The sequence below is a fragment of the Hymenobacter negativus genome (assembly GCF_017571495.1).
Lineage (GTDB): Bacteria > Bacteroidota > Bacteroidia > Cytophagales > Hymenobacteraceae > Hymenobacter > Hymenobacter negativus.
Genome location: NZ_JAGETZ010000001.1, coordinates 205236 through 230745, shown reverse-complemented (window position 1 = coordinate 230745; position 25510 = coordinate 205236). Strand labels below are relative to the sequence as shown.

The following is a 25510-nucleotide window of genomic DNA, read 5'->3' as shown; positions in this document are numbered from 1 at the left end:
GCGAAGAAATGGTCATTTATCTAGTCCTCAAACGCTGAATCCGGGAGCAGCCCGCGCACGAAGGCCTCAAACGTGGGAGCCAGCAGGGTGGTGTGGAAGTCGTTTTCCTGGTCGACGTGCACCACGGCGGGTTCGCCAGTAGGGCCGCAGGTACGGTAATCGAGCATCACCAGGTCGTGGCCCGCCGAAGGACAGTCGGCCACGACCACGCCAATGGCTGGATATTCCCACATATCAATCATAAACTGACTACCCAGCTCGCCGCACAGCGAGTTTGACTTCTCGTAGCCGATGCCGCTGATGCTGGTGATGGCAATGTGGTCGTCGGCCCAGCCCGTGGCCTCGGTGGTTGGAAAGCAGGTGTTGACGGGCACGCCGCCGTTGCGCGTCCGCATCAGGGCCACGTAGAAGTCGGGCAATCGGTAGCCCAGGTCGGCCTCGACGCGCCGAATCAATTCGTCGCTGGGTGGGGGCTCGGTATAGGCTTTGGCGGCGTAATCGCTGTCTTCCCAGAAATGCTGGGCATCGAAATCGAAGGGTAGCGGCATATGTATGAACGAGGAATGTAAGAGTACGCGCAGTACTGATGAAGGATTGGGCTGCCCAAACGTAGCGGCCGGGCAGTAGCGCAAACTTTTAGTTCGCTTCTTGGAACGACTGCCAAATGGCGCAGGGACGCGAACTAAAAGTTCGCGCTACTCGCTACTGATGCCGAAACGGTTCTAAGTCGCTTTTAATGAAGACATCCTGCGCTGGGCCTGCGGACAAAGCAAACGCTTCGGTGAGCGGGGGCAGAGTGCAGCGCAACCTAAAGAATGAAGTCGGCATCCACCATGCGCACGATGTGGGGGCCACGGTCGGGGTAGTAAGCGGGGTAGCTGCCCAAATGGTTGGGCTGGCCACCATGGGTTACCAGGCACGCCGCCACGGGCTCGGCCAGGGCAGGAACGTTGGTGTAGCGCAAGGGCCGGCCGCCGACGCCCTGGCGACCATTGCTGAAAAACAGCATCAGGTTGACCTGCTGACGCATTTCGTAGTCGAGATAGTACAGCACATCCAGGTGCGCTTCTTGGCAGATGTCGTTCAGAGCATTGATAAAGGCCGGTTTGTGCGCCAAGGGTAGGTGACAATCCAGGCGCAGGGACTTGGTTTCGGCCTGATACTTTTTGGATAAGGAGCTCACCGCCTGAAAAATACTGCTATTGCTAAAAGGCGGCGTCGGGTCCTGGGGTGCCGTTAAGCTAAGGTATTGGGCGCCAGCGGGCAGCGGCTCGGTGGCCAGCGGGGCGTGTAGCTGGCGTAGCACCTGTTCCAGCTCGCCGGCTACGTGAAAGGCATAATCGGGCAGACTGTAATAGCCTACGGTGAGGCGCAGGAGCTGGCCGCTGGCTTCGCCAAATAAGTACACCTCGGGATAGCGGGCGGCCACGGTGCGTACCTGGGCCAGCAGGGCCACCGGGTCGGGTGCGTGCACGGTGGCCGTCAGCTCGGCGGGGCCATCAGCGTGCCCGCCCAGGCCCGGCCGGAAGGTAAAAAAGTCGAAGTGGTAGAGGCCTTCGGGAAAGCCGTAGTACCAATAGACACCAAGGAGCATAAGCTGCTGATTGAAAAAGATGCTGATTACCCGGGTTGCTGCTAACCTGTCGCCGCTATGCGGCTACTTAAAAGCATTGCAGCACCGTCCATGCCGCCCCAAAATCGCGCCGGGCCAGGGCCGTGCGGGGCAGGCAGAAGTAAAGACGGCCCATGTCCTCCCACATCATATTAGCCTCGTCTTCGTGGCTGTCGAGCTGCAGCAGCACCACCCAGTCGGTCGCGGCCTGCTCGCGCCATGTTTCCACCTCCGCCTCGCCGAAACCCAGCGCTTCCCGGGTTTGCTGCATTGCCTCGGGACTGCCAAAGCTGATGCCCCGCGACACCAGGGCGCACTGCTGGCGAATGGGCCCCTGGATGGCATCAGGGGTGCCAAACAGGCGGCTGGTGCCGTCGCCGTGGCGGTGCAGTAGCCGCCAGAAGGCCGTCCGCTGGTCCTCGGTCGTCTCGTCCTCGGCCAGGTCAATGTCATCCTCCCACGGGTCGGGCAGGGTCATTTCGGATGCAAAGAGGAGCGGGGCCACCGGAAAGGCGGTGTACGCATCCATGGACAAGCCGTCGGGCTGCGGGCGCGGAGCCAGCGCGGCAGTGGCCTCGTGGTAGAGAACCGCAGCCCGACCCCGATGGTCGGGGTTATAGCCCCAGGGCTGCTCCTGAGCATCGTAGAAAAACGACAGTATGCCCGTCTTTGGCAGTTCTGCGGCGGCCTCATAGCCGGCCAGCTCGGCCAGATTTAGCTGGGCCACAAAGCTCAGTGGGCGGCCCTCCCAGCTCGGCCAAACGGCCTCGGCAGGCAGGTCGGGCGCGCCGCCCAGGTGGGAGGCACCCACTGGCAATGGCACCGCTGGGCCAGCCTGGGGCAGCACCCGGATGCTGGGCCGACAATACGGCGCCAGGCGCGGCCAGAAAGCACCAAGCCCTTCGGCTTCGACGGCGGCTTGCAGGTCGGAAAGTTGGTCCATGTTGAAAGGTAAACAGATTGAAAACGCGTTAGGTGGACGTTGCTTTATGACAGCCAACCCGGTAGGGCACTCGGTCGGTTTAGGCCCCGCTGCGGGCGGCCACTTTGCCCAGAAATTCCTGGGCCAGGGCTGAATCAGGGTTCAGCGCCAGCGCTTTTTCAAAGCGGGCTTTGGCCTGCGCGTCGTCGTGTAGGTTGAAGTAGCACTCACCAATGGAAAACTCGGCCAGGTCACTAGCGGGGTTGATGCGTAAGGATTCTTCAAAATCGGCAATGGCTTCGGGCCAGCAGCCCAGGTCCATCCAGCAAAATGCCCGGTTGTCGACGGCTTCGTAGAGTTCCGGTACCAGGGTGTAGGCCAAAGTGTACGTGTCGATAGCGTCGTGGTGGCGCTGGGCATCGCTCAGTGCCAAAGCCTCGTCGAAGTGGCGAATGGCTTGCTCGATTCGTTCCGCCGCCGGCTGATGGAACTGCAAGTACGTGTAGTACCCTCGTAGCTCCCGCGCCGCCACGGGCAAGTGGGCCAGCCACACCGGTTGGTCGAAGCCGTCGGCCGCAATGGGCGCGTGGCCGATGGCAATGGGCAGGCCGGGAATGTCGGCCGGCACGGGCAGCGCGGGCAAGGGCGCGTAGGCCGCCACGTGGTAGCAGTCCAGGGCCGGGTCCACGGCCACCACCTTAAACAGCTGAAACTGCTGGTCGGCCCGGGTATAAAACACGTCGCCGGAAATGAAAGTCGGGTTCATAAAAGCTGATGAGTAGAGCAGAACACGGCGAGTAACCCCCTGCCTGGCGGCCTGTGGCTACGACATTGGCTGAAGGCTGTTCGCCGGCCAAGCGGCAGGCGGCCCAACTGGTCGTTCCACTGGCAATAGTTGCGGTCATAGCTGGCGCAGGATGGTGGGGTCGGTGATTTTATCGTCGTCCATCAGCAGCTGGGCTTTGCTGAGAATAATGGACAGTACGGCGTCGCCCTCGAAGGGCAGGAAAACGGCGCTGTCCCCCATGGTTCTGCTGGACCGGTCGGGCACGATGCAGAGGTACTGGTCGTTGGGCTCCATCAGAATATTGCCCGAGCCAAGGTGAATTTTGTAGGTGTGGCGGTGGCCCTTCACCACCAGGAAATTGCCCTTGATTTCGCTCACTTTGCCAATTTTCAGGCGGGGCACCAGCCGTTCCAGGGCCAGCTTGCGGGTTTTGGCCACCTCGCTCAGGTCGCCGAAGCTGTAGCTTTCCCAGTAGTTGCGGAACTGGGCCAGCCCGCCGTTGTCGCGCCACTGCGGGTCGTTGCCGACGCTGGCCACGCCCACGAACAGGTCCACGTCGCGCATCACTTCGCTGAAGGCCAGCGCTGGTATCTCGGGCAGTGCCACGGGCGCCTCGCCGCGCGTGAAGCGGACTTGGTCGGTGCTCACGTAGTTGTAGATGCCGGTGTCGTTCCACTCGCCGTCGGCGTACACTTCGCTCACCCAGTACTCGGCCGTGAGGTTGTGGGCGGGCAGAGGCAGACTGGCAATCTCGGAATCGTAGCCCTTGTCGTAGGCCCCAAGCAGGCGGTAGCGCCAGCCGCGCAGCTTAGCCAGGCTGTTGAACTGGTGCTGCTTGAGGATGTGGGCGGCCATGCGGTTGGAGTAGGTGTTGGTGCGCTCTTCGGGCGGCGTGAGCAGGTAGACCTCCCGGAAGGCTTGCTTCAGGGGCTGGCGTAGCTGGTGGCGTTCCAGCAGTTCGCGCCAGGCTAGCACCTCGGTGGCCGTCGTCAAGACAGGATGCCAGAGCTGCACCTGCGTGTCGGCCCCAAGGGCGGGGAGGGGTTTGCCATGGGCATCCTGCCAGCTGTCATCTAAGTACAGGGCATCCTGGAATGTGCCATCGGGCCGGCGCAGGCGCCAGATGAGGCGCCGGGCCAGCTCGCTCATCAGCCCGTGGTCGAAATAATACTGCGCGAACCAGGGCCACGGCATGCGCCGCTCCTCCACGAAGCTGCGGTCGAGCCGGTCGCGCTGGGCGGTGTAGGTCTGCTGGGCCTGAGTTTGGGTAGTTTTTAGTTCTTTTAGCTCGTCGGCGTGGGTAGCTTTAAGAGCCGCCGGAGCGCTTTTGAGCGGTTTATCGGCTTTCCGCCACTGTACGTCGGCCTTGCCGTCGGTGAGGGTGAGCGTAGCGGTGTATTCGCCCAGTTCCTCCACCAGCCGGCCGTTTTCGAGCCCGAACTCCGGCACGGCCATGTCCTCAATCTCGGCCGGACTCACGCCCAGCTTCGCCGATTCCTGGGCGATGTAGCGGGCGATGATTTCCTGGGTGTTGGTCTGCCGGATTTTGCTGCGCACCCGCGCCAGGGCCGCCACGCCGGGCAGGCCGTTTTGCGAGAGAACCAGCAGGCAGGCGTTGCCCAGGCCCGCTGCCAGTGGCCCTTTGCCCGGAATCTTGCGGAAGCACTTAGCGGCCAGTGCCGTCAGCTGCGCCAGCACATGGGCATCGGCCAGCGGCTGCATCGTCCAGATGAGGCCCTTGGCCACCACCAAGTTGGCATCCGTGAGAAAATCCCAGGACATATAGTTGTACACCGTGCCGTCGCCGTAGTCGTGCACGCGTGGCCGCTCCACCACCGGGATATTAGCCAACACCTGGAGCCAGGTGCTGCCTTGCTCACGCACGGCCTCCGGGCCGATGGCGGCCGTGGCGGCGTCCAGCTCTTTGCGCAATTTGGCGGTGGGCTGGCCAGCGGTCGCTTTTTGCCACATCTGAAGCAATGTTACCCAGTTGGCCACGGCAGCAGGGGCGAGGTCCGCCACAAACTGGTTGAGCGACAGGCCAAATGGGTCGCCATCGGCAAAAACCACGGTGGGGGCCTGTGCTTCGCCGGTCAGGTTCAGGATTTCCTGGGCCTTCAGGTTGAGGGGCAGCTCATTGCGTAGCCCGCCAATGGTGCCCCGGTAAATGGCCGCGACCACCTCCCGCAATGGCTCCCCAAGCTGACCCTGCTTTTTGGCCAGCCGGGCAACTTGCGCCAGCGTGAGGCCCCAGGGATAGGGCCACAGCTCCAGGGTAGGGTTGGCGTCGCGCATGTCCAGTCCGTAGAGCTGCATCAGCCGCAGGTAGTCGTCCTCACCCAGGCCCAGGGTGCCACGGAGAAGCCCGCTCAGCAACTCGGCCAGGGTAGAGCGGATTTGGTAGTCGGATTGTGCGCAACGGTGCATGGCCATCGCCAGCGCCAGCGCGAGGCGCCCTTGATAGGCGGCATCCTGGGTCCGTACGGCCTGGTAGGCGGGCAGCTCGCTAGGCTTGGTGTTGTAGGTCTTACCGAGTGCCTGGGGCAGCAGCTCAGTCAGCACGGGCTTCATTTCGACGGCCTCGGCGCTGGTGTCTTCGAGAATGGCTGGGTTATAAAGGGCTTTTGATTTGGCGGGCATGGCGGCGGGTAAACAGGTTGAGGAAAACGGTTGAGCAGTCCTATGGCTCAGCCGCCGACTAGCGGAGTAAGCTTTAAGAAGCTGGCCGTGGCGCCGCTGCCTAGCCACACTTCCTCCTCCAGGCTTTCAACCTGTCGCTCGTTCACCAGCACGAAAAAGCCGTTTTGCTGAAACGCCTCCAGCGCGCGGTACACCTGCTGCTCGGCGTCGATGAGGTGCTGAGGGCGCAGGCGGTAGCCATTCAGCACCTTTTCCGACTCGGTGGGCTGCACCAGCCCCTGGAACACGCCGCTCTGGCGCTCGTTGTAGGCCGCCACTTCGTAGTGCACGCGGCGGGCAATCAACTCACGCACAGTGAGCATTTCCTGGCTGATTTCCAGCTCCAGCCGGTGCAGAATGCTGCCGCTGGCGGTTTCGTCGAGAATGGTAAGCAAGGCCATAAGTAGTTTGTTTTCAGTGGTTACAGAAAAGAAAGTGTTCTTCAGTTGGGTTTATTTGGGCTAATAGTACAGCTTATTGGCAATATTCGAGTTGGCCCGCAGTATTTCCGCCAGGCTGTTATCCAGCCCGACAGTTCCTTCGTAGCCAATATCGCTGGCGGCCACAGCCACAATAATCAGGGCGGCCGGCAGATTAACCCGCAGCTGCAGCCTCAATGAATTCCGTCACGAATTTCACGGGCTGACCAGCCGCGTCCAACCCAACGTAGGTGGCGTAGAAGCCATCCCCGTAGCCTGCTTGAAACACGGCCGCATTGTTTTCCCGGTGGGCGTAGGGCTGCAGCAGGCAGTAATCGTGGCCGGTGGCGGTGGGGCCGGTGAACAGCTCATCGTCGACGTAGTTGTCGAAATAGCTTATGTACTGGTCTCCAAGTTGGGCTTGCAGGTCGGCATCGTGCTGGTCGAGCAGGGCTACCGTTGTCTGGTCCATAAAACAGCCCAAGCCGGCGTCCACCGGGTAGCCAAAAATCTCATCGGCCTCGAGCGTATCCAGATTCTGGCCGGCGTTCACCGCCTGCTCCCAGTGTACTGCCGTTGCCGAGCTAATTCGTAGTTCGGCGTATGCTATCAGGCCTTCATCGGGCAACAGGTGCAGAAACACGGAGTAGCGGCCGGGCGGGCAATTGCGGGTGAATGGCTGCGGGTTGAAGTACACCAGCGGGTCGCAGGCCACGACGTGGCCGGTGGGCAGCCACAAGCCAGGCAACTCCAACGTGCGCAGTCCACGGATTGGGCCGGCCGTGGAAGAGAAAAGGCGCGAAACAGTGGTCATGAGCAGAGACGGGAAAGACGAATAATGCGCTTGGTTAAAGGACGGGCCGTGGCCCGGAAAACTTAATCAGTATTAACCACACCGGCAGTTGTGCGAAGCTGGCGCGCTGCCGTAGCACCCCGGTAGATGGCGATTCCCAGCAGCACGCGCACCACCATGCCTGCCGAGCCCTGGTCGCTGCCCAGCAGCATCACGCCATCGAGCACCAGCAGGCCTAAGGCCGCGTAGAACGCCCAAGCTGCCCGCCGAAACTTGCCCAGCCAGCCCAAGCCGGCATAAACCAAGCCCTCGGCCAGGGTGCCCCCGCCGAAGCCGATGGCTACCAGGAATTCGACACTTCCCAGCATTGCCATCACCGACAACACCACGTTCAGGCCCGCGATGAGCATAATAGCCACAAAAGCGGTCTTGATTTGGGTGAGCGGGTCGTTGATGGTGCCGCCGAGGGGCCGCCCGTCCACCTGAAAGTCAAGGCCCTGCGCCCCAAACTTTTGCTGGAGCCGCACCAGTAGACGGCGGCCATCGGGCAGGGCAAACTCGTGGCCGGCTTTCAGTTCGGCCGGAGTGAGGCGGCCCAGCTCCTGGCCCTGATAGTCAAGGCGAAAGTTGCGGAAAAACATATTCCAGCTGGCTGTAACGGCCTCGGTACGGGCGTCGTCGAGATAGAAAGTATTGGTAGGCATTGGCAGGAAAGGTATGGTTGAGCTAACGAGCCGGGCGCAGCGGGTGTTGCGCGCCGGGCTGGCAGCGCAAACGGGGGCCAGCAGCGCGGTGCCCCGGCTTTCTATCTTTGCCCGTCATCAACCAAGCCTCTGAGGTGCTGAAGCGAATCATCTTTTACTGGCTGACTGCCTTCGGTTGCGCTACCGTGGGCTATGGCTTGCTATGGGCGCTGCTACCTGGGCACCATGTGTTTGGGGCGCCCTACGGCATGTATCTTTATCAGGACGCTCACCCCTTGGCCTACATCGCGCTGTGCTGCGGCTGTTTTGGCCCGCTGGCGGCGGGCGCCACCGACACGTTCGGGCGGCGTGGGCGTTGGGGCCAGGTAGGGATAGTAGGCTTGGTAGCCCTGGCAACGGTGGTAGTAAGCGCGCCGCTGGGCGGCATGCTGTGGGAGTGGCACGACATGCAGGCCGGGTATTTTCCCTCCAACTGGGGCCGCATCCTGCTGCTGAATGGCTTCGGCGACGGCCTGGCGCTGGGCTGGCTCATCGTGCTGCTGTCGGTGCCCTACAACGTGCTGGGCTTGCTGGTGTGCTATGGGCTGCTGCGGGCCGGGGCCCGCCGCTTTCCGACCCGCCGCAGTTAGCCTTCAATAAGATATTGCAGCACAAAAGGCAGCAGCACCAAACAAGTCAGCACCACATAAAACAGGCGGCCCTGCTTCCGCCAGATGGCATTGCCCAATAGCGCAATGGCAAGCAGGAGGGCAAACCCAAGCTGCCCCAGTAGTAGCCAGCCCAACGCATCACCTGCGCCGCCGGGTGTGGGCTGGGCGCGGTAGGCCCGCGCCTCCCCAATGTATTGCACCCAGCGGCCGGCGTAGAGGGCATAGGCCGCCAGCGCCAGCCAGTGGGCGCGCAGCCCAGTATGCCACGCGGAGCGGTCCGGCGGCTCATGCGTTGCTCCCGGTTGCGTTTCTGTTGGGGATGGCAGGTTAGGAGGTGTTTCCATGGCCTTCTAATACGGACTGGTTCGTTTGCCAGTCACTGTTCAGGCACTTTTGCTGAAGCTGCGGTGCGTTGCCAGCTTCTCTGTGGCCGGTAGCGTATGGCAGGGCAAGCGTGCAGCATCGCAGCGGCTGTGAGCCGACCCCCAGGCTGCAGCCGTGGAGTGGTGGCAAAAAGTCTATCATCAGGCCGAGGGGCCAATGGCGAGTTGGCCTACATCGTGGCGGGGCAGCTGGAAAACGACATTCGGGCAGAACAAATAGCACCCGTTCGGTTGCCCTTCTACCTTTGCCGCATGGAATTTCAAAAGAAGAAGTACACGTTTCGCGGCATGGATGGCTTTGCCGGGTTTCGCAATGGAAAAGAATATGAGCTGGAGTTGGGCATAACAGATGCCGAAGACGAAGAGCACCCGAGCGAGGTCGTAATCGTCAATCCGGTATCCAAGCTCTGGAGCTATTGGACCAAGAAGGAATTTGCGGAGAGTTGGCAGAAATAACCACTTTGCTGCGCACAATGACAAGCTTGTTAAAATGCTGTAATATAATTAGTTAGTAGTGCGTAAAAAACGAACGCCAAGTCAACGGCAAGGGTGGGGCATAGGAAAAATCATGCTGCAACTATCAACGTAGGCAGCCAAAGCCGGAGCAGGATTCTCAAATGTCAATTGTATCAGCTACATTTGGTAGTCACGACTACTAAAAGCTCCCTTTATGCCAACCCCTACACAGCTAGGCTTCGTTTCGCTCCAAGTAAGCGACCTTGATGCTTCCCGCCAGTTTTATGCCGATGTCCTTGGCTTCCAGCTGGTGACGCCGTCGCCCCCAGATGCCTGCGTTTTCGCCACACAGAGTGGTGCCCTATTCGCCATCCGCAAACCGCTGGTGGACCTGCAGGCAACAAGCCAGCTAGGCTGGGGGGTAGCCCTCTGGTTTGGCGTGAGCGAGCTGGCGGCCTTTCTAGAACGACTGGAAGGCAAAGCTCCTTTGATACGCGGCCTGCAGGCCACGCCCTTTGGCAATACAGCCATTATTGCCGACCCGGACGGCTACTGGCTGACCCTGCAAGAGACGCAAACCACATGAGTGGCCGGTATTGGGTGGTGGTCGCCAGCCGCGACCACGCCCTGCACGGCGTTGCGCAAGGCATCGTCCAGGTCAACCATGGCAAGCCGTGCCCGTTGCGTCTCATGCAGCCGGGCGATGGCATCATCCTATACGCGCCCAAGCTAACGTATGACCAGCCAGCTGCCTGCCAGTGCTTTGTAGCATTGGGGGAAGTAAGCGATGAACCCGTATTTCAAGTCTACGTAGAACCTGGTTTTGAGCCCTTCCGACGTATGGTCCACTACCAGCCCGTCACCGAAGTGGCCATCCAGCCTTTGCTGGCGCAACTGACGTTCATTCAACGTAAAGAGCGCTGGGGATACAGTTTTCGGTTCGGGTGCTTCAATATCCCCGCCGTTGACTTTGCGTTGATTCGTGCGACTATGGTAGCAGACCACCATGAGTGAAAAACCAATATTCTCTTATGTGCAGCCCGAGGAAAAAACCGGGTATCTGCTCTGGCAAGTGACGATGCGATGGCAGTTGCAGATGAACCAGCAACTCCGCTCAGTCGGCATAACCTTAACGCAATTCTCACTGATGGCAGGATTATACTGGCTTGGCCAACAGGGCGAAGTCGTAACGCAGCAGCGGCTGGCGGACTACGCGAATACTGATAAGATGATGACATCCAAAGTGCTGCAAACCCTTGAGCGGAAGGGGATGGTTGAGCGCTTCAGCCACCGGCAGGACGGCCGAGCCAAGCAGTTGCAACTGACCCTCAGCGGCAAAACCTTGCTCCGGCAAGCCAATGCAGTGGTTGAGCAGGTCGATGCTGCCTTCTTTGGCCCCGTCCAATCGAATGCGGTGCTTCTCAACCAGTTGTTGTGTCGGTTAATGCAGTAAAAGCGTTGGCTAATTCTGTGCATTAGCATAAAGGCAGAGGCCCGTGGTGCCTCTAGCCTATTGGCCAGAATTTTATCCAGGGAGACGCAATAAGTTGCGTCTTTACAGCCAGTAAGCGGGCGCTAATCGATAGCTTGTTGGTGGTAGAGACGCAACTTATTGCGTCTTTACCACCCCCCTCCATGCGCTAACAAATGGTCTTGATTCTGGAGGATTTTACTGGATGCTCAAACGGCCTGGAAACACAGGTTTTCCGGGTCACTTTTTGACTCTATTTATTGGATGGTAAAATGCTAGCTTTTGCCTCACAAAGTCGACCCGTTGGGAGTTCGCCAGAACAAGCCTTATTCTTTGATAAATCGTTGTGCGGTTTTAAAATCCCATAAACTGGCGAAAATAAGGCTATCTGTAGTAGCCTTCAGAATGCGACAAGAAACTGTTCTCTTTAGCACATCGGTCAGCACTACCGCATGGGCTTGGCGGTCGATGCGGTAAGTAAAATTTAGAACCGTGTCACCTCGCGTATCAAAGCAGACGAGCGAATCACCAAAACCGAGCGATAGGTAAGCCATCATACATAAAAATCAGTGGGAGCGGCAGCGGGTCCGGCTCAGAAAAAACCTTGCCAGCACCTAAATTTCTTAGCCGTCAGGCGGCGTAGCGTGGCCTGTTTACGCTTAATATAAAACGCGTTGATTAGCTGGAACACGTCGTCGTCGAAAAAGGGGATGTAGCAGTCCTTGCGGGTTTTGGTGGTCTTGAGCTTCACCAACTGGTCGTTCAGCTGGCGCGGGCTGCACTTGTCGGCGTCCGAAATGCGCAGGCCCAGGTATCAGCACTGGAGCAGCTTGTCGCGGGCCCACTCCAGCATGCGCAACCGCTCGGCCACCCGCAGCGGGTCGGCCTGGCTTTTGCGCATGCCTTTCTTGGCGGGGGCCAGCGCCTGCAGGGCGGGGTCGAGGGCTTCGAACTGCTGGCGCATGTAGGTGCGGGCGGCTTCGGTGCGAAAGTCCACGGCGGCCAGGCGCAGCCGCCCGGCCTGGGTGAGGGCATCGACGCCCCGGTACTCGTCAGGTGCCTTAAACTTGCGGTATTTGCGGTTGACGGGCAGCTCTCGGTCTTCGGCCCAGGCCAGAAACGACTTGAGGTGGCGCACGTGCTTGCCGAAGGTGTTGACCGACTCGCCTCAGTCGTCCTCGAAGAGGAACTCGCTGAAGCGGGCGTACTAGGCGTGGTCGAGGGCAGGGAGGGCGAGGGGCGCATCTTTCCCGGCAAAGTCTTCGAGCACATCGCGGGTGTTGGCCAGGCTGGCCAGGTAGGACTTGCTCAGGTCCTGGCCCGACTTATTCGACGTTTTACGGGTCTGCTCGCCCAGCCACTGGTCGTAGTAGTCAAGCACGCCGGGCGGGGTGGCTTCCACCTGGGGCAGGAGCACTACTTCCCCGCTACTGGCCTGGGCCTCGTTGCCGGCAGCGAATAGGGCGTAGCGGCGGCTGATTTCGGCGCTCATCTGCGCCTTGTCCAGCTTCTGGCGAGTGGCGGTGGCCGCGTGCTCGGCGGCCTGCGCGGCCTGGGCGTAGCGCTCGAGCACCAGGTTAGTGGCGGCGGCGAAGTTGCTGGGCACGGCTTGACTTCCTCGCGCTTGGGGTCGCACTTCTCGCCCGTGCTCCGGCGCAGGCGCTGGCCTTTCCAGCAGAAGGCGAGCTGGATGGGGGTCAGGCCGTTTTTGGTGAGCAGGTCGAAGCGGAGCTGGCGGGTTACTTCCATCGTATTGTGGTCGGGCCGTCAGCGGCCAGGGCGTTGCGGCGGAGCCGGCGGATGGTTTTCATGCAGGGAGCCTAAAGAAACCTTCAGCTCCGGCACGGGCTGGGCTGCGGTCAGGACTTCGGCGGAAATAAGTAAGCAACGCTCAGGCGCAGTCCCCGGCTGTAATACGGCGAATGTAGCACGTCGGCAGGGCTAACGGATAAGTCACGCAAGCCCAGGCTGGCACTGGCTTGGAAAAGCAGGCGCTCCGTGCGGTAGCCCAAGCCTGCTTGCAGGCCCGCGTCAAGTCCTTGGGTGTAGACCGCATTATCGTAGGAAGGCGTGCCGCCGGCGCGCCGCACGGGCGTGCTTACCACTGGGGCGTTGCCAGCGCGAGTGTCCTGCTTGCCGCCCACGAGCAGGCTGAGATAGGGGCCGGCAAAAACCTGGAGGCCCCGACCTGTCGGGCGCAGGGCATAGGCTACTGCGAGCGGCAGCTGCAGGTAGTTGAGCCGGTAGTCAATGGATTCCGCGACTAAGGTGTAGGGCCTGGCATAATTGGAAGTTCCTTGCTGGGAGAAGCAAAGGCCGGATTGCAGGCTCCAGTGCTGGTGCTGCCAGGCCGCCAACACGCCTGCCTCGAAGCCGGGGCGCAACTGCCCCAGGGTAGTGGCGTGGGTTGAAGCGTGGAGGATGGAGAGATTGCCGCCCAACTGCGGGCCGAAGGAGAAACCATCTTGGGCGTTTGCCACGCCTGTACCAATGGGCAGCAATGCAACGTAAACCAGCATTTTCATGAGCAGAAGAAAAGCAGTGGAAGGATAGTGGATGTAACGCGCAACAAATTCAGCCCTACGCGGGGGCCGGTGCGCTCAGCAGTAGGAAGGAAAGCGGGCGCATCAGATGAAAGGACCCTGCGTGGGGATGACCGCTCAGCCGCCGCAATGGTTGCGTCAGCGGCTCAGGTAGGCGCGCACGTCGGCTACGAGCGCGCCCACGGCCAGGGCGGCGTTGCGTAGGCGGGTTCCGGTGCAGTTCAGCACGTTGCACCAGTGGTTAACCTCACTGCTGGACTGCAGGTTGATGCGGGTAGGGTCGGCGGGAGAGCGAAAGAGCATGGGAAAGGGTAGGAGGCAGGCCGTTAATCTATTGCGCGGGCGTTGTCGAGGCGGCGCTGCATGAGGCGCTGCTGCCGGTCGAAGTCCACGGAGAACTTGAGGAAGGACTCAAACCGCAGCTTGCCGGCTATTTCCGGTTCCTCTAGCAGCAGCTGCTGGTAGTCGGCGTAGAGGGCTTGCAGGAGTTCTTTTTTCGCGTCGTAGCTATCGGTCAGGAAGGGTTTCATGGGCACTGAAAACGTGGAAATGGAGCTACCTACGTTTTCAGGGGCTGGTTTGGACTTCAAGGCATCAGCCGCCTAAGCTACACCCTTCCCTGGAAAAGCATCAGCAGCAGGCGTAACACGACGACCACAACCAGGGCAATGACAAGCCATTTAGGAGCTTTCTTTCGGGGCGCTGGGGCTTGGGGCTGCATGCTTAGTTAAGCAAAAAGTTATCATTTTTTTAAGAGACTTCTTCCAGGTTGTAGACCTGGCTCGACAGGATTCTGCTGGTTACACAGGAGCCTGTTAGAAGGGAAGTGTTTCGGCTCAATTGAGAAGCGGCGACGGTCGCGGCAATCGCTTCCGTTGTTAGGGTATGGACGTGTAAAAGGGTGGCTTCGTCATTGGTGAGGTTGTCTGCTTGGAGTAAAAGCATCATCCACAATCGGTACTCAGCCGATGGCAACTGATAGGTTTTGCCATTGGTGGCCTTTGCCGTACGCACAAATCCTCGGCTATCCATTTCGTCATTCAGGACCTCATAATCGGTCGCATGAGCGTGGTGTAATTCCACGCGAACAGCATATTCAGGCATTGTTTAAGAAAAGTAGGTAGGTGTTAGTTCGGCCGGTTATGTCCCCGCGCCGGAGGCTTCAGTTTGATAGTTACTTCCCGCCCTTATCGAGCAGGATTTCAATCGTGCGCTTTTCATCGGTCAGCTGGCTGGTGAGGAGTGTTGTGGTTAACTCTGGGCGTCCTCCAGTATTTCCTTGAGTTTTGCCATCTCCTGTTCGATGAGCGCAACGGCTTGGTAGAAGGGCTCTTCGGGCATTTCGGCCGGCTTGGTGAAGCTCATCATGAAGTGGGCCCCTTCGTTGCCAGCCACTACCCGGCACGGCACTAGCCAATTGCCCTCCACCGGGTCGTTAAACTCTTGGTCGAGGATGCCGAGCGCTTTGTGCGACATCATTTTGACGTGTTGGGTCCCGCGGGGGCCTTTCATGTGCCAGTACCCGTCCGGACCGGGAGAAGCGCTGAAAACGTTGTGAATGGCCCATTCCGGCCACTTCGATAGGTCGTTGAGGTATTCCCATACCCGCTCGGGGCTGGTCCGGATGTTGACGGTTTTGGTGAGGGTATCAGCCATGCAGGAGAAAGGTAAACGATTAAACAGTTGCTACTTGCTACCCCGCTCCAGCAGCTGAATGATGCGCTCCTTATCGGCCAGATGGCTGGTAAGGAGCGCAATTTCTTTGCGGGCGGCGGCTAGGTCCTTTTCCAGAGCAGCCGAGTCGGCGATGCTCATCGAGCCTTGCTGGTTGGCACCGGCAACCTGGACTTGGTTGCGGGAATTTTTTTTCGCATCGAGGTTGGTAGAGAGGATAAGTGGGGCGCTGGAAAGGAAAGGGTCGCCTTCACCAGTTAGAAGCCGGTGAGCGTTGACACTTCTAAAATGATTAACCACTTTAGATAAATACTCCGGTTTTGGCTCTGTCTGTCTAGAGCCTATGTAGTTGTTTGTATTGCTTGAGCTATCTCCGATAGCTTCGCTAAAAACTCTTACACTAGTAGATAAGCTTTCTACTAGAAATTTTAGTCTCTGATTAATAGTTTCTTTACTCACTTTGGATTAATCCTTTTTTGTGTTTATCAAAAGTGATTAATTTCTTTTGAATAAGTGCCCGTGTGTTTGTGGCGTGTACAGAACTGAGCGCAATTAAGCGCATGCTGGATAAACTGTGCCAAACACAATTATGACCGAGCGCCAGAAATACCTGCGGCTGCTGTCCCTCGTCATCGAGGACCTGCCCAGCGATGCCGTCGATACTGCCGTGCGCGATGGCTACGAGGCCAAGACATCCATGCTGAACAACGTGCGCATCGACCGGGTGATGAACCTGGAGCACCTCGTGGCGCTGGACCTGATTAAGATTTCGGAGAACCCCAAGGCCGCGCTGGCCAAGAAGAAGGCTGCAGGCATCAAACTCGGTGCCCCGACGAAAGTCACAGCGGTGGTGGAGCAGGCGCGGGTCCTGAAAGGGGAGGGTAAGTCGAACGGTTTCATCGCCCGTACCCTCGGAATTTCGCCCAGTACCGTGGCCAAGTATGTGGCAAATGGATAACTGACTGCCACCCTTTTTTGTTTGGGCAATAAAAAAGGCCATTTCCGCACTGGAAATGGCCTTTTCGCAAACGGTAGCGGTCTGGACGGGACGTCAGGCGGCTTAGTGTGGCTTAAGCTAGCTTAATTAAAATACTCTCATTGGCTGGAATCGCGGTTTTACGCCGTGACGTTTGGCGAGGTGCCGCAGCGTTGCGCGCGCTCGTGCCACTGATTTTTGCCACAGAAACGCCAGCGCAGGGCATGCAGAGGCCTTCAGGGGCGATGTCAAAAGTACCCTTTTTTTTCGGCTGGGAGCCGGGCCATATGCCGGGCTGGAACAGGTGGCTATTAAAAAAATGCCAGGTTATATCAGGATTGTTCATGTCACAATCAGCCCCATACTTTCCTTTCTTTGCAGGAGGCTGAACAAGAGATTTGTGCTCAACAAATGCGCATTTGTTCATCTTTTTCTCTTCCATACACAACCTTCCGAGCTAATGAACTTTACCCGTATTTTACGCTCCTCCACCGCGCTGGGCGCCTGCGCGTGTGCCCTGCTGCTAACTGCCTGCGAAAAGAAAGACGCGGCTGAGGTGAGCCCGCAAGCCCCGGCCGTGACCACCCCCGACGTGCGCGTGCAGGATGGCCGCTTGGTGTTCGCCTCCGACCTGGCCTGGATGAAAACCGTCAGCCAACTGGCCAACTACAATGCCGCGGAGCTGGCTGCCTGGCAAGGCAAGTTCCCCGGCTTTGAGGCCCTGCCGGCTGCCGCCACGGAGGCAGCCCTGCTCGACAAGCCCGACGGCGAGCACCCAGTGGACCGCTACTTTCTGGCCCTGCTCAACCGCGACGGCCTCTACCAGGTGGGCCAGCAGGTGCACATCTTCTCCCACAACGTGCTTTATTCGCTGACCAACCCCGACGAAGCCACCATTCGGAGTGTCCGGCAAGCCATCGCCACGGGGCACGCCACGGCCTCGCCAACGCTCAAAATTTCAGTCTTCAGCGAGCACCCGCCTCAGCAGCTGCGCGGGGAGCCGAAGGAAGGTGGCTCAACGGCGAACAAAACCCTGGCGGGCCTGGACTACGTGGACGACAACGTGCAGTACCAGTGGTACCAGGGCAACAACTTCTACTTTAAGTACCGCACCCGGTTTGGGGTGCGCTCGACCTACAACTACAACGGGCAGACGGCGGCCGAGGTGTACCTGACCAACACGCTGCTCTATTCGAAGACAAGCGTAACCTGGTGGCGGCAGGCGGGGGACAATGCCAACAAAACGTTCTCGACCATGAGCTTGCATTGGGACGGTAACGGCCAGTTGCCGGTACCCTACGCCATCGGCGTATACGGCCCGACGTCGGCGGACTGGACCGTAGCCGGAAAGTCGAGTTCGGATAACACGGAAATGTATCTGAGCTGCGGCATTATCACCGCCGACCACATCGACAACGTCACCTTGTCGGGCACCGTTTCCAATTCCGTGAACTGGAACACGTCGCAGTCGAATTTCCGGTACCTGAATTATTCTGCCACCAACCTCAACCCGTGAGGCCTAGGCCCAGCGCCTAGAAGCTTGACGTAAGGCAAGCGCAAGAAAGCCCTCCGAGATTACGCGGAGGGCTTTTTTGTGTACTGAACCGGTCCTATGCCGCCGTAGCCGTGGCGTCCGGGCCCGGTTTGCGGCGCGCCGTTTTGCGGAAGGATTCGAGCAACTCTTCTTCCACCACACCCAGGTAGCGGTTGAAGCTGGCCTCGGTCAAATGCCCGGTGGCCTGCATCACCTGGGCCCGGGGCACGCCCTGGCTAATCTTGAGGGTGACGAAGGTTTTGCGGCCGATTTTGCTCGTGAGCTTGAAACGCGTCAGGCCGGCCAGGTGCTGCACGTGGGGCAGGTAGTCGGAGAGGCCGTTGACCACCGGCAGGCACGTGGCCAGGCCCAGGGGCGCGTACTTTTCAACGAGCGCCACCGGCCGGAACACGTCGTCGTCGAAGAAAGGGATGTAGCAGTCCTTGCGGGTTTTGGTGGCCTTGAGCTTCACCAGCTGGCCGCTAATCTGCCGCGGGCTGAGCTTGTCGGCGTCCGAAATGCGCAGGCCCAGGTAGCAGCACTGGAGCATCTTGTCGCGGGCCCACTCCAGCATGCGCAGCCGCTCGGCCACCCGGTGGGGGTCGGCCTGGCTCGTGCGCATGCCTTTCTTGGCGGGGGCCAGCGCCTGCAGGGCGGGGTCGAGGGCTTCGAACTGCTGGCGTACGTAGGTGCGGGCTTCTTCGGTGCGGAAGTCCACGGCGGCCAGGCGCAGCAGTTCGGCCTGGCTGAGGGCATCGACGCCAATGTACTCGTCGGGGGCTTCGAACTTGCGGTACTTGCGGTTGACGGGCAGCTCGCGGTCTTCGGCCCAGGCCAGAAACGATTTGAGGTGGCGCACGTGCTTGCCGAAGGTATTGACCGACGTACCCCAGCTGCCTTTGTAAAAGAACTCACTGAAGCGCGCATACCACGCGTGGTCCACGGTAGCCCAGGCCAGGGGCGCGGCTTCTTGCGCGGCAAAGTCTTCGAGCACGTCACGGGTGTTGGCCAGGCTGGCCAGGTACGAAGCGCTCAGGCCCTTGCCGGTTTTGTTGCTGGTGCGGCGAGTTTGCTCGCCCAGCCACTGGTCGTAGTACGCCAGCAGGGTGGGCTCGGGGGCTGCCACCTGCGGCAGGGGCAGGATTTCGGGGGCTTCGGCTTGCACCTCGTCGCCGGCGGCAAGCAGGGCGAAGCGCCGGGTGATTTCGGCCCCCATTTCCGCCTTGCCCAGCTTGGTGCGGGTGGCTTCGGCCGCTTTGTGGGCGGCCTGCGCGGCTTGGGTGTAGCGCTCCAGCACCAGATTGGTTTCGTCGGCAAAATTGCCGGGCACAGGCTTTACCTCCTCGCGTTTCGGGTTCCAGTGCTTGGGTTCGCACTTTTCGCCCGAGCCCCGGCGCAGGCGCTGGCCTTCCCAGCAGAAGGTGAGTTGGATGGGGGCCAGGCCTTTTTTGCTGAGCAAGTCGAGGCGGAGCTGGCGGGTGACTTCCATAGGCGGGCAAGGTAGAAAGAACCGCTCGTAAGTATGTAATTACGATTAAGTAGTTAGATTGCGGATGCTTTTAAACAGCCTGTTAGCGGCTAATCCGTCGCACTACCTCTATGGCCAAGAAGGGTCAACACTCTGCCGCTCCGCAAATGCTTGGCTATATGTACCAAGCACATTTTGCGCTCTATACGTTGCTGCAGGAAACAGACGAAGAAGCCACCGTAATCATTGAGGGGCTGGATGATATTGAGTTAAAAAACACTCAGGGTAAAAAGCTACAACAACTCAAGAGCCACATCAAAAAGGGCGCTAAGCTGACCGATAAAAGCTCCGACTTGTGGAAGACGCTACGAATCTGGAGCACTGCTCTCAAACAGAAAAAGTGGAAGCCGGCAACTACTAAACTTACTTTAATAACGACTGCGACTGCTGCGACTGGCTCAATTGCTTCGCTGCTTCGCAATGACGATAAGCGAGACCCAGATAAAGCGCTGGAAAAGCTGCTAGAAGTGGCAGCGAATATAAAAAACGAAGAGCTAGGTGACGCATTAGCTGCTTTTAATGGCTTAACTACTAGGCAAAAGAATCAGCTCGTTAGGGCCATTGTACTAGTTGATAGGGCTCCAGCAATAGATAAGTTAGAGCAGCATATCATCGATATGCTCAAATTGGGGCGGCTCACGGATAAGGTGCAATTCATTTCCCAGTCCTTGCTCGGCTGGTGGGAAGGCAAAGTCGTGAAGCAGTTGCTGCTGAATTCAGAGAAATCAGTGGAGCCGCATGTAGCTTATGCCATAAAATGGATTGATGTAAACAACATGCTTTACGAAATAAGCTCGCAGTACCAACGGGATAATCTGCCAACGCAGTTTCGTAGTGAAGAACCCAGTGAGGAATTCTATGATGCGCAGAAAGGGCGCATGTTTGTGCGGCAACTACAGTGCTTGGATGTGGACCCTAATCAAGTACGAATCTCGATTAGAAAGCTGTATCGGGCTTTTAACCAACGCACTATATGGGCCAAAGAAGATTTGCTAGTTGACGGCGAGCTACTTAACTACGACCGCACGCTACAGGAGAAATGGGATGAGTACCGCACCAAACTCAAGCGTAAAAAGAGATTTTTTGAAAAGATGCACAAGGAGTCTAAATGTGCTGAATTTGGTAGGGATGTGTTGGACTGGGCAGAGGAATCAAATTTTCCCATTCGCGATACCATCTTGGCTAAAGACGACTACGTGACCCACGGCAGCTATCATCTGTTGGCAGATAAGAAGCTGCCGGAGGTGCACTGGCATCCAAATTTCTTGAACAATTTATCCGAGTCCAATGAACCCAGTGCGTAGCGCTACCAAGATAGCTGTACCGTGGGAACAGCGACCGTTTGAAGTAGCTAATTTGTTCAACCCAGCCTTCTGTGCATTAATCGTGCGGCAAACGGTCCAGGCTTACCAGAAAGTTACCCATCAGGGGATGGATTACTCCATGTTGTTTCTGGTGCTGCCAATCGTGCTACATAAGGCAACAAGAGAGCTGCTACCGGTTGGGGTTGCCAGCAAATTTCATGTGTGGATACAGCGACACCACCACCTACGCGTGGGCTTCGCGGACCGAATGCAAAACATGGTGCCCATTACCAGAGAAGCTCTCCTCTTTGGGTTGCAACACCAAGTGCTGCAGGTCGATGAAGCAGGACTTCTTACAGTAGGAGTGCGGCGGCCGAAACCCTACGAAAAAGAAGTAGACGCGAAATCAGAAGTGGCTAAATGCCTAAAAAAAGCAGATTTCGTTGGTCGATGGTTTGCCGACGCTGGAACGACTGCTACTATTCTCGCCGCTTGGGGCGTTAAAGTGTACTAATGGACTACCAATTCTACCCCTTCTTTTATTCTCCACCTGCCACCATGCAGGTCCGGGCCATTGTGCTCTACAACTACGAAGGAGAAAAACGCATTCTGCCTTTTAAACTAGGGCGCGTCAACATTATTACTGGCGAATCAGAAACGGGCAAGTCTTCCATCATTAACGTCTTGGATTATTGCCTGGGACGCTCCGATTTCAAGATGTTCAAAGGCGTCAATATGGGCGTAGTAGCCTGGTACGGCGTTGTGCTGCAGGTGGGTTGGACGCAGGTATTCATTGCCAAGCCGCCACCCAAAGAGAATGGAGACTCACAATTAGAAGCTTATCTAGCGGAAGACACGTTTATCCAGCTCCCGACCCTGAAAGAGTTGCGGCCAAATAGTACTGATAAGGCAGTAACGCAGACGTTGTCGAGTTTGCTGAAGATTACCGAAAACCGGGCGCTGAGCCCAAGCGGCCCCAACCAAGAGCCAAAACAAGCCACTGTACAGCACGCAAAAGCATTTCTATTCCAAGAGCAGGGGCTGGTAGCTAATAAAAACCACTTGTTCTGGCGGCAGGATGACAAGGGGTACGAACGCCACCTACGCGACTCGCTGTTTTACTTTTTGGGAGCCGTGCAGGATGAGCAGTGGACCAAGAAACAGGAACTAGAGCGCTACCAAGCCAGAATGCGGCAACTGCTGAGCCAAAGCCGAAACCTTAACCGCCAGCAGGCTCAGCGTAACCAGGGATTTCGGACGTTACTGCTGCAGGCGCAGCAGTTGGAAATGATAGCCTCGGCCGCCGCAGTACCCGACGAAAGCCTACTGCCTGTGCTGCAGAGCTTTTTGACGTGGCAATTCAGCACAAGCCCTGCGGTGGCTATACAGAATAGCCCCTTGGAGCGTGAGCGCGAGCAAGCGCAGGAGATAGGGCGCGACTTTCGCGATAAACTGCGCGAGATTGAGGAAATTGAGCGTTACCAGCGGCAGGCCAACGAGTACTCATCGGCTGCTCACGAGCATGCCGACCGCCTGCAGGCGGTGCGAGTATTTGGGCACGAAGCGGCGCATGGAACGCAGTGCCCGCTTTGCGAAGCCGAACTCGACGTTCCGCCGCCTTCCGTTGCGGCCCTTACCACCGCGCTGGCCCGCATGGAGGCGAGCTTGCAGGGGGTGCAACGGGAACGCCCGCAATTGGAGCAGCACTTAAATGAATTGCGCAATCAACTTGAGGACGTACGTACCAACCGCCGCCTAGCGGAGCAGCGAGTGGTTGACCTGAACCGGGCGCAGACGGCCAGTGCGGTGCTGCGCGACCGGGAGATTGAAGTTTCCCGCTTGGTAGGGCGCACAGAGGAACACCTGCGCAGCCTTCAACTGCTCGAGGATGGAGATGCTATCCGGGCAAGCATTAAAAAAGGCGAGCAACTTATTCAGGAACTGGAGGAAGAGATAGCCAGTATGGAAGTCATTCCGCAAGTAGAATCTGCGCTGAGTGTGGTGGCATCGTACATGACGCAGTGGGCCAGTGAATTGCAGATGGGTCACCGGGGGCACCCGCACCGGCTCGATTACCGCCTCATGACGGTAGTCGCCGATAACCGGGGACGTATTCCAATGGACGTGATGGGGGGAGGCTCAAATGCGCTGGGCTGCCACCTGATTTGCCTGATGGCCTTGCATCGCTACTTCATCGAAAATGAGCGGCCAGTACCGGGCCTACTCGTGCTCGACCAGCCCTCTCAAGTCTATTTTCCATCGCTGCAGGGGCAGCGTAACTTGGTTACGGTAGAAGATATGCGCGCTGCTGGCGCTGGGGCCGATGAAGCAGCGGTGCTGCGCTTCTTCGAGTTTTTGTTTAAACGGGTGCAGGAGCTAAGTCCTAACATACAACTTATTGTAACCGAACATGCCAACTTGGACATGCCGGAGTTTCAGGCTGCACTGGTGGAAGAGCCTTGGGTCAATGGAAAGGCGCTGATTCCAGTCGATTGGCTTAATACTTAACGCCGGATTGATGATAACTAATTGCGCCTCAATTCTTGTAAAATGTTATGAAATTAAAAATCGAGAAATGGTTCGAAAGAGCGAATGTGGGCCGTGGAGTAGAGCCACTGTTCGTTGACGCAGTGAAATGTTATAAGGCAGAGGCTTACCGGGCCGCTCTACTGTTCTCTTACTTGGGATTCATGACTGCTCTTAAAGAGCGGATTGCAGGAGCTGAAAAGCCAGCTAATTATCCAGAAGGGCAATGGAAACAGTTGAATTTCGATATTTTAAACGATGATAAATGGGAAAAAGCCGTATTCGACGCAACACAACAGACAGGAAATAAAGACCCTAACAAGTTGAAAGACCCTGTTTTTGCCATTCACGATGGGCTGCGAACTGAAATTAAGTATTGGAAAGACCGCCGCAATGACTGCGCTCACGCGAAGAGCAATGAGATAACGGGCTTTCACGTAGACGCTTTCTGGAGCTTTTTAGAAGGAAAGCTATCTAAAATTACCGTTGAAGGAGGTATGTACGCGCTGCTCAATAGAATTGAGCGGCATTATGACCCGGTCTACACTCCAGCAGGGGAGGATGTCACCCATTTGATAAGTCAGATTAGCTCTACGGTTGACCTAAAGGATTTGCCAACTTTTTGGAACGAAGCGCTTCGCCGGGTTGCCCAAGCACCGGATGCTTGGTATAGAGACTGGCTAAGCATTTTTATAAACAAAATACTTGCTCTACAAAATACAGACCTTGATGAAACCTTAATTGCTTATCTAAAGCAAAACCAGCGGCAGCCACTCTTGCTTAGGCATTTGAAGCACACGCCTGGATTTATAACACGGCTAGATTACACACTAGAAGAGGTTCGTGAGTTTTGGATGACCAAACTCAGCCAGTGCAACAATAAATTGGCAATTTATGCGGCTATGCTAGCGAGTGATATGATTCCGGCGGGCCAGCTTGAAGAAGCACATAAAGTTGCTATAAGTGGTCTCAGAGAATACACAGAGGAGCCAGGTGAACATTATGCATTGCAAAATGCAGGATTTGGTCGGGCAATAGAAACAATTGCCTTTGAGCAGAAAGAAATAGATAACTGGCAATGGGCTCATGACCGTTACCAGCTTCTGACGGCTTTTGTAGAGAAATACGCGTTGAGTGAACAAGTTGTAGAACGTCTCTGTGAAATATACTCAACGAAAACCCATCAGCGCTTAGGGCGAAGTTTAGAAGCACTATTTCGTCGTAATGCGTCTAAAAAAGCAGAATTTGTGGCTATCGTACAAGCTAGGGCTTGGGATTTGCCAGAGTTTCTCCCTAGTCTTGCCGATTAGTATAATTAATAATAAGCAAAAAGTCCCCGCAAATTCTGCAGGGACTTTTTGTTGAAGTAAAGCTTATGCCGTAACTGGTGTTGCGTCCTCATCACCTGCAACGCCTTCGTCATCTTCGTCTTTCACGCCGAAGGAGGCCAAGTAGGTGCGTATTTTCTCCTCCCAATTGTCGTAGTGGATGAAGCGTTCCAAGTGTAATTTATTATCCAAGATTTCCTGCTTGCTTTTCACGATGGTTTTCTCGTAGTCTCTCTCATCGAAGACGTAAGTGGCATCGCCTTTGTACATCGACTCCAGGATGACAATGCCGCGGTTTTTGAATCCGAGAACGATGTAGCCGAAGAATCCAGCAGGGCCGCGGCCTTGCAAATCGGGCTTGTATTCGGTGATGGTAAACAGGCGCTTTGCGAAGGCTTCAGACTCTTGGGGGTCTTTCACATAGTTGCGAACTGAGTCAATGACGTCGTTGATTTTCTCGGTGTCGCCCCGAACCAAAGTGCCCTTGGGAAGAAAATCGTACTCGTAGCGCTTGTTAAAAGGAATTGCTGGGTTGAGGGCTGCGTCGAACACTTCGAACTCGCCGAAAACTTCCAGAAACAGGTTGATGGCATGAGTGTTCATCATGTTTGTTCCCTGTTCGTTGGTGAACGTTAGGGGAGGTGATACCACTACTTGCTGCCGGTGCTCATTTGTTTTGAAGGTGAAGTGCATGTTGTACTTGTGCAGCAACACCCGAACGTAGGAGTTGAAATCCCGGTCAAATTCTACGTGCGTGCCGTGTTTGTTGATGTATGAGATATGAACAACCCGGGTCTTCTTTTCCTCAGGCTGTTTTCTAACTTCTTTACCCTTTTGATTGGCCTTGGTGGCGCCACCTTTGGCGGAAGGCACCACTTGTTTGTCCTCGGTAAATGTTTGCGGGAGGCTGTACTCCTTCAAAGCGTCGCTTTTGAGGTAGTCTTCCCACAGTATTCCTACGCGGAACTCTTCCCCTGGCTTTCTGAAAAAACGGGAAAGGAAACTCTCGGATTTTAAGATTCTTTTTTTGTTGGGCATACCCGAATAGGTTTACGAACAGCAGATTACCGTCAGGTTAAATATCCGAAAATGTACTGTACTGTATACAGGTATGAATACCTGATTTGTAAAACAGGTATTCATACCTGGTTTTATCTGGCGTACTTGTGTACAGCTGAATAGCAAAAAGCCCATACAGCTATCTGTATGGGCTTTTTGCTG

At 57.2% G+C, this 25510-nt stretch carries 32 protein-coding genes; 11 read left to right on the top strand and 21 right to left on the bottom strand.

All coding sequences use genetic code 11. From position 1 onward, the window contains the following. Positions 1-20: 20 nt before the first annotated feature. The 8 genes from J4E00_RS01055 to J4E00_RS01020 all read right to left on the bottom strand — a co-directional run bounded on the left by J4E00_RS01055 (position 21) and on the right by J4E00_RS01020 (position 7916). Positions 21-548: an SMI1/KNR4 family protein gene (locus J4E00_RS01055; RefSeq protein ID WP_208173155.1), complete on the bottom strand. Its 528-nt coding sequence runs from the start codon at positions 546-548 to the stop codon at positions 21-23. Positions 549-808: 260 nt separating this feature from the next. Beyond that, positions 809-1594: a hypothetical protein gene (locus J4E00_RS01050; RefSeq protein ID WP_208173154.1), complete on the bottom strand. Its 786-nt coding sequence runs from the start codon at positions 1592-1594 to the stop codon at positions 809-811. Between the two features lie 67 nt (positions 1595-1661). Further along, complete coding sequence (locus tag J4E00_RS01045; RefSeq protein ID WP_208173153.1) at positions 1662-2555, bottom strand: YwqG family protein; 894 nt, start codon at positions 2553-2555, stop codon at positions 1662-1664. A 79-nt stretch (positions 2556-2634) separates the two neighbouring features. Further along, positions 2635-3300, bottom strand: coding sequence for a tetratricopeptide repeat protein (locus J4E00_RS01040; protein ID WP_208173152.1), 666 nt, complete (start codon positions 3298-3300; stop codon positions 2635-2637). Positions 3301-3435: 135 nt separating this feature from the next. After that, positions 3436-5961: a DUF4132 domain-containing protein gene (locus tag J4E00_RS01035; RefSeq protein WP_208173151.1), complete on the bottom strand. Its 2526-nt coding sequence runs from the start codon at positions 5959-5961 to the stop codon at positions 3436-3438. A 47-nt stretch (positions 5962-6008) separates the two neighbouring features. After that, entirely contained in the window at positions 6009-6401 is a 393-nt protein-coding gene (locus J4E00_RS01030) for a hypothetical protein (RefSeq protein ID WP_208173150.1), read from the bottom strand. Positions 6402-6594: 193 nt separating this feature from the next. Further along, the gene (locus tag J4E00_RS01025; protein WP_208173149.1) at positions 6595-7233 is read right to left on the bottom strand and encodes a DUF4241 domain-containing protein; all 639 of its coding nucleotides are present in this window, start codon (positions 7231-7233) and stop codon (positions 6595-6597) included. A 62-nt stretch (positions 7234-7295) separates the two neighbouring features. After that, positions 7296-7916, bottom strand: coding sequence for a hypothetical protein (locus tag J4E00_RS01020; RefSeq protein WP_208173148.1), 621 nt, complete (start codon positions 7914-7916; stop codon positions 7296-7298). A 107-nt stretch (positions 7917-8023) separates the two neighbouring features. Between J4E00_RS01020 and J4E00_RS01015 the strand changes: the two genes are divergently transcribed. Next, complete coding sequence (locus J4E00_RS01015; protein ID WP_208173147.1) at positions 8024-8545, top strand: hypothetical protein; 522 nt, start codon at positions 8024-8026, stop codon at positions 8543-8545. Here the strand turns inward: J4E00_RS01015 and J4E00_RS01010 are convergent. Then, positions 8542-8910 carry a hypothetical protein gene (locus J4E00_RS01010; RefSeq protein ID WP_208173146.1) on the bottom strand — a complete coding sequence of 123 codons (369 nt, stop codon included), beginning with the start codon at positions 8908-8910 and terminating at the stop codon, positions 8542-8544. The two genes, J4E00_RS01015 and J4E00_RS01010, sit on opposite strands and share 4 nt — an antisense overlap. Before the next feature lie 291 nt (positions 8911-9201). On the opposite strand from J4E00_RS01010, the gene J4E00_RS01005 reads away from it, so the two are divergent. The 4 genes from J4E00_RS01005 (at position 9202) to J4E00_RS00990 (ending at position 10858) form a co-directional block, all read left to right on the top strand. Beyond that, on the top strand, positions 9202-9405 hold the full coding sequence (locus tag J4E00_RS01005; protein WP_208173145.1) for a hypothetical protein: 204 nt from the start codon (positions 9202-9204) through the stop codon (positions 9403-9405). Between the two features lie 214 nt (positions 9406-9619). Further along, positions 9620-9991 (top strand): VOC family protein, encoded by a 372-nt coding sequence (locus J4E00_RS01000; protein ID WP_208173144.1) that lies wholly within the window; start codon positions 9620-9622, stop codon positions 9989-9991. Then, positions 9988-10419, top strand: coding sequence for an EVE domain-containing protein (locus J4E00_RS00995; RefSeq protein WP_208173143.1), 432 nt, complete (start codon positions 9988-9990; stop codon positions 10417-10419). Before J4E00_RS01000 ends, J4E00_RS00995 begins: the two co-directional genes overlap by 4 nt. Further along, positions 10412-10858, top strand: a complete 447-nt coding sequence (locus J4E00_RS00990; RefSeq protein WP_208173142.1) for a MarR family winged helix-turn-helix transcriptional regulator — start codon at positions 10412-10414, stop codon at positions 10856-10858. The genes J4E00_RS00995 and J4E00_RS00990 overlap by 8 nt, the downstream gene beginning before the upstream one ends. Before the next feature lie 344 nt (positions 10859-11202). Here the strand turns inward: J4E00_RS00990 and J4E00_RS00985 are convergent, their stop codons facing one another. The 9 genes from J4E00_RS00985 to J4E00_RS29775 all read right to left on the bottom strand — a co-directional run bounded on the left by J4E00_RS00985 (position 11203) and on the right by J4E00_RS29775 (position 15234). Beyond that, on the bottom strand, positions 11203-11433 hold the full coding sequence (locus J4E00_RS00985) for a hypothetical protein (protein ID WP_208173141.1): 231 nt from the start codon (positions 11431-11433) through the stop codon (positions 11203-11205). A gap of 257 nt (positions 11434-11690) precedes the next feature. Beyond that, on the bottom strand, positions 11691-12014 hold the full coding sequence (locus tag J4E00_RS00980; protein WP_208173140.1) for a hypothetical protein: 324 nt from the start codon (positions 12012-12014) through the stop codon (positions 11691-11693). 69 nt (positions 12015-12083) lie between these two features. Then, entirely contained in the window at positions 12084-12482 is a 399-nt protein-coding gene (locus tag J4E00_RS00975; protein WP_208173139.1) for a hypothetical protein, read from the bottom strand. Positions 12483-12735: 253 nt separating this feature from the next. Next, a complete protein-coding gene (locus J4E00_RS00970) occupies positions 12736-13401 on the bottom strand; it encodes a porin family protein (protein ID WP_208173138.1) in 666 nt (221 codons plus the stop codon). 156 nt (positions 13402-13557) lie between these two features. Further along, complete coding sequence (locus J4E00_RS00965; protein ID WP_208173137.1) at positions 13558-13722, bottom strand: DUF3606 domain-containing protein; 165 nt, start codon at positions 13720-13722, stop codon at positions 13558-13560. Positions 13723-13745: 23 nt separating this feature from the next. After that, positions 13746-13949, bottom strand: coding sequence for a hypothetical protein (locus J4E00_RS00960; RefSeq protein ID WP_208173136.1), 204 nt, complete (start codon positions 13947-13949; stop codon positions 13746-13748). 220 nt (positions 13950-14169) lie between these two features. Continuing rightward, positions 14170-14523, bottom strand: a complete 354-nt coding sequence (locus J4E00_RS00955) for a hypothetical protein (protein ID WP_208173135.1) — start codon at positions 14521-14523, stop codon at positions 14170-14172. A gap of 147 nt (positions 14524-14670) precedes the next feature. Continuing rightward, entirely contained in the window at positions 14671-15075 is a 405-nt protein-coding gene (locus tag J4E00_RS00950; protein WP_208173134.1) for an SRPBCC family protein, read from the bottom strand. Positions 15076-15105: 30 nt separating this feature from the next. Further along, complete coding sequence (locus J4E00_RS29775; protein ID WP_262898378.1) at positions 15106-15234, bottom strand: hypothetical protein; 129 nt, start codon at positions 15232-15234, stop codon at positions 15106-15108. A gap of 433 nt (positions 15235-15667) precedes the next feature. On the opposite strand from J4E00_RS29775, the gene J4E00_RS00945 reads away from it, so the two are divergent. After that, positions 15668-16051, top strand: a complete 384-nt coding sequence (locus J4E00_RS00945; protein WP_208173133.1) for a hypothetical protein — start codon at positions 15668-15670, stop codon at positions 16049-16051. Positions 16052-16163: 112 nt separating this feature from the next. On the opposite strand, the gene J4E00_RS00940 is transcribed toward J4E00_RS00945, so the two are convergent. After that, a complete protein-coding gene (locus tag J4E00_RS00940; RefSeq protein ID WP_208173132.1) occupies positions 16164-16511 on the bottom strand; it encodes a hypothetical protein in 348 nt (115 codons plus the stop codon). Positions 16512-16529: 18 nt separating this feature from the next. Here J4E00_RS00940 and J4E00_RS00935 point away from each other — a divergent pair, with 18 nt between their 5' ends. After that, positions 16530-17585, top strand: a complete 1056-nt coding sequence (locus J4E00_RS00935) for a hypothetical protein (protein WP_208173131.1) — start codon at positions 16530-16532, stop codon at positions 17583-17585. 94 nt (positions 17586-17679) lie between these two features. On the opposite strand, the gene J4E00_RS00930 is transcribed toward J4E00_RS00935, so the two are convergent. Then, positions 17680-19092: a phage integrase SAM-like domain-containing protein gene (locus J4E00_RS00930; RefSeq protein ID WP_208173130.1), complete on the bottom strand. Its 1413-nt coding sequence runs from the start codon at positions 19090-19092 to the stop codon at positions 17680-17682. Between the two features lie 110 nt (positions 19093-19202). Between J4E00_RS00930 and J4E00_RS00925 the strand changes: the two genes are divergently transcribed. From J4E00_RS00925 to J4E00_RS00910, 4 genes are read left to right on the top strand one after another with little or no spacing between them, the layout of a single operon-like run. Continuing rightward, on the top strand, positions 19203-20435 hold the full coding sequence (locus J4E00_RS00925; RefSeq protein ID WP_208173129.1) for an ABC-three component system protein: 1233 nt from the start codon (positions 19203-19205) through the stop codon (positions 20433-20435). Further along, positions 20419-20949 carry a three component ABC system middle component gene (locus J4E00_RS00920; RefSeq protein WP_208173128.1) on the top strand — a complete coding sequence of 177 codons (531 nt, stop codon included), beginning with the start codon at positions 20419-20421 and terminating at the stop codon, positions 20947-20949. Before J4E00_RS00925 ends, J4E00_RS00920 begins: the two co-directional genes overlap by 17 nt. Further along, positions 20949-22943 carry a DUF3732 domain-containing protein gene (locus J4E00_RS00915; protein ID WP_208173127.1) on the top strand — a complete coding sequence of 665 codons (1995 nt, stop codon included), beginning with the start codon at positions 20949-20951 and terminating at the stop codon, positions 22941-22943. Before J4E00_RS00920 ends, J4E00_RS00915 begins: the two co-directional genes overlap by 1 nt. Before the next feature lie 47 nt (positions 22944-22990). Further along, the gene (locus J4E00_RS00910) at positions 22991-24271 is read left to right on the top strand and encodes a hypothetical protein (protein WP_208173126.1); all 1281 of its coding nucleotides are present in this window, start codon (positions 22991-22993) and stop codon (positions 24269-24271) included. Positions 24272-24334: 63 nt separating this feature from the next. Here J4E00_RS00910 and J4E00_RS00905 read toward each other — a convergent pair whose 3' ends face one another. Then, complete coding sequence (locus J4E00_RS00905; protein ID WP_208173125.1) at positions 24335-25327, bottom strand: hypothetical protein; 993 nt, start codon at positions 25325-25327, stop codon at positions 24335-24337. Positions 25328-25510: the final 183 nt, after the last annotated feature.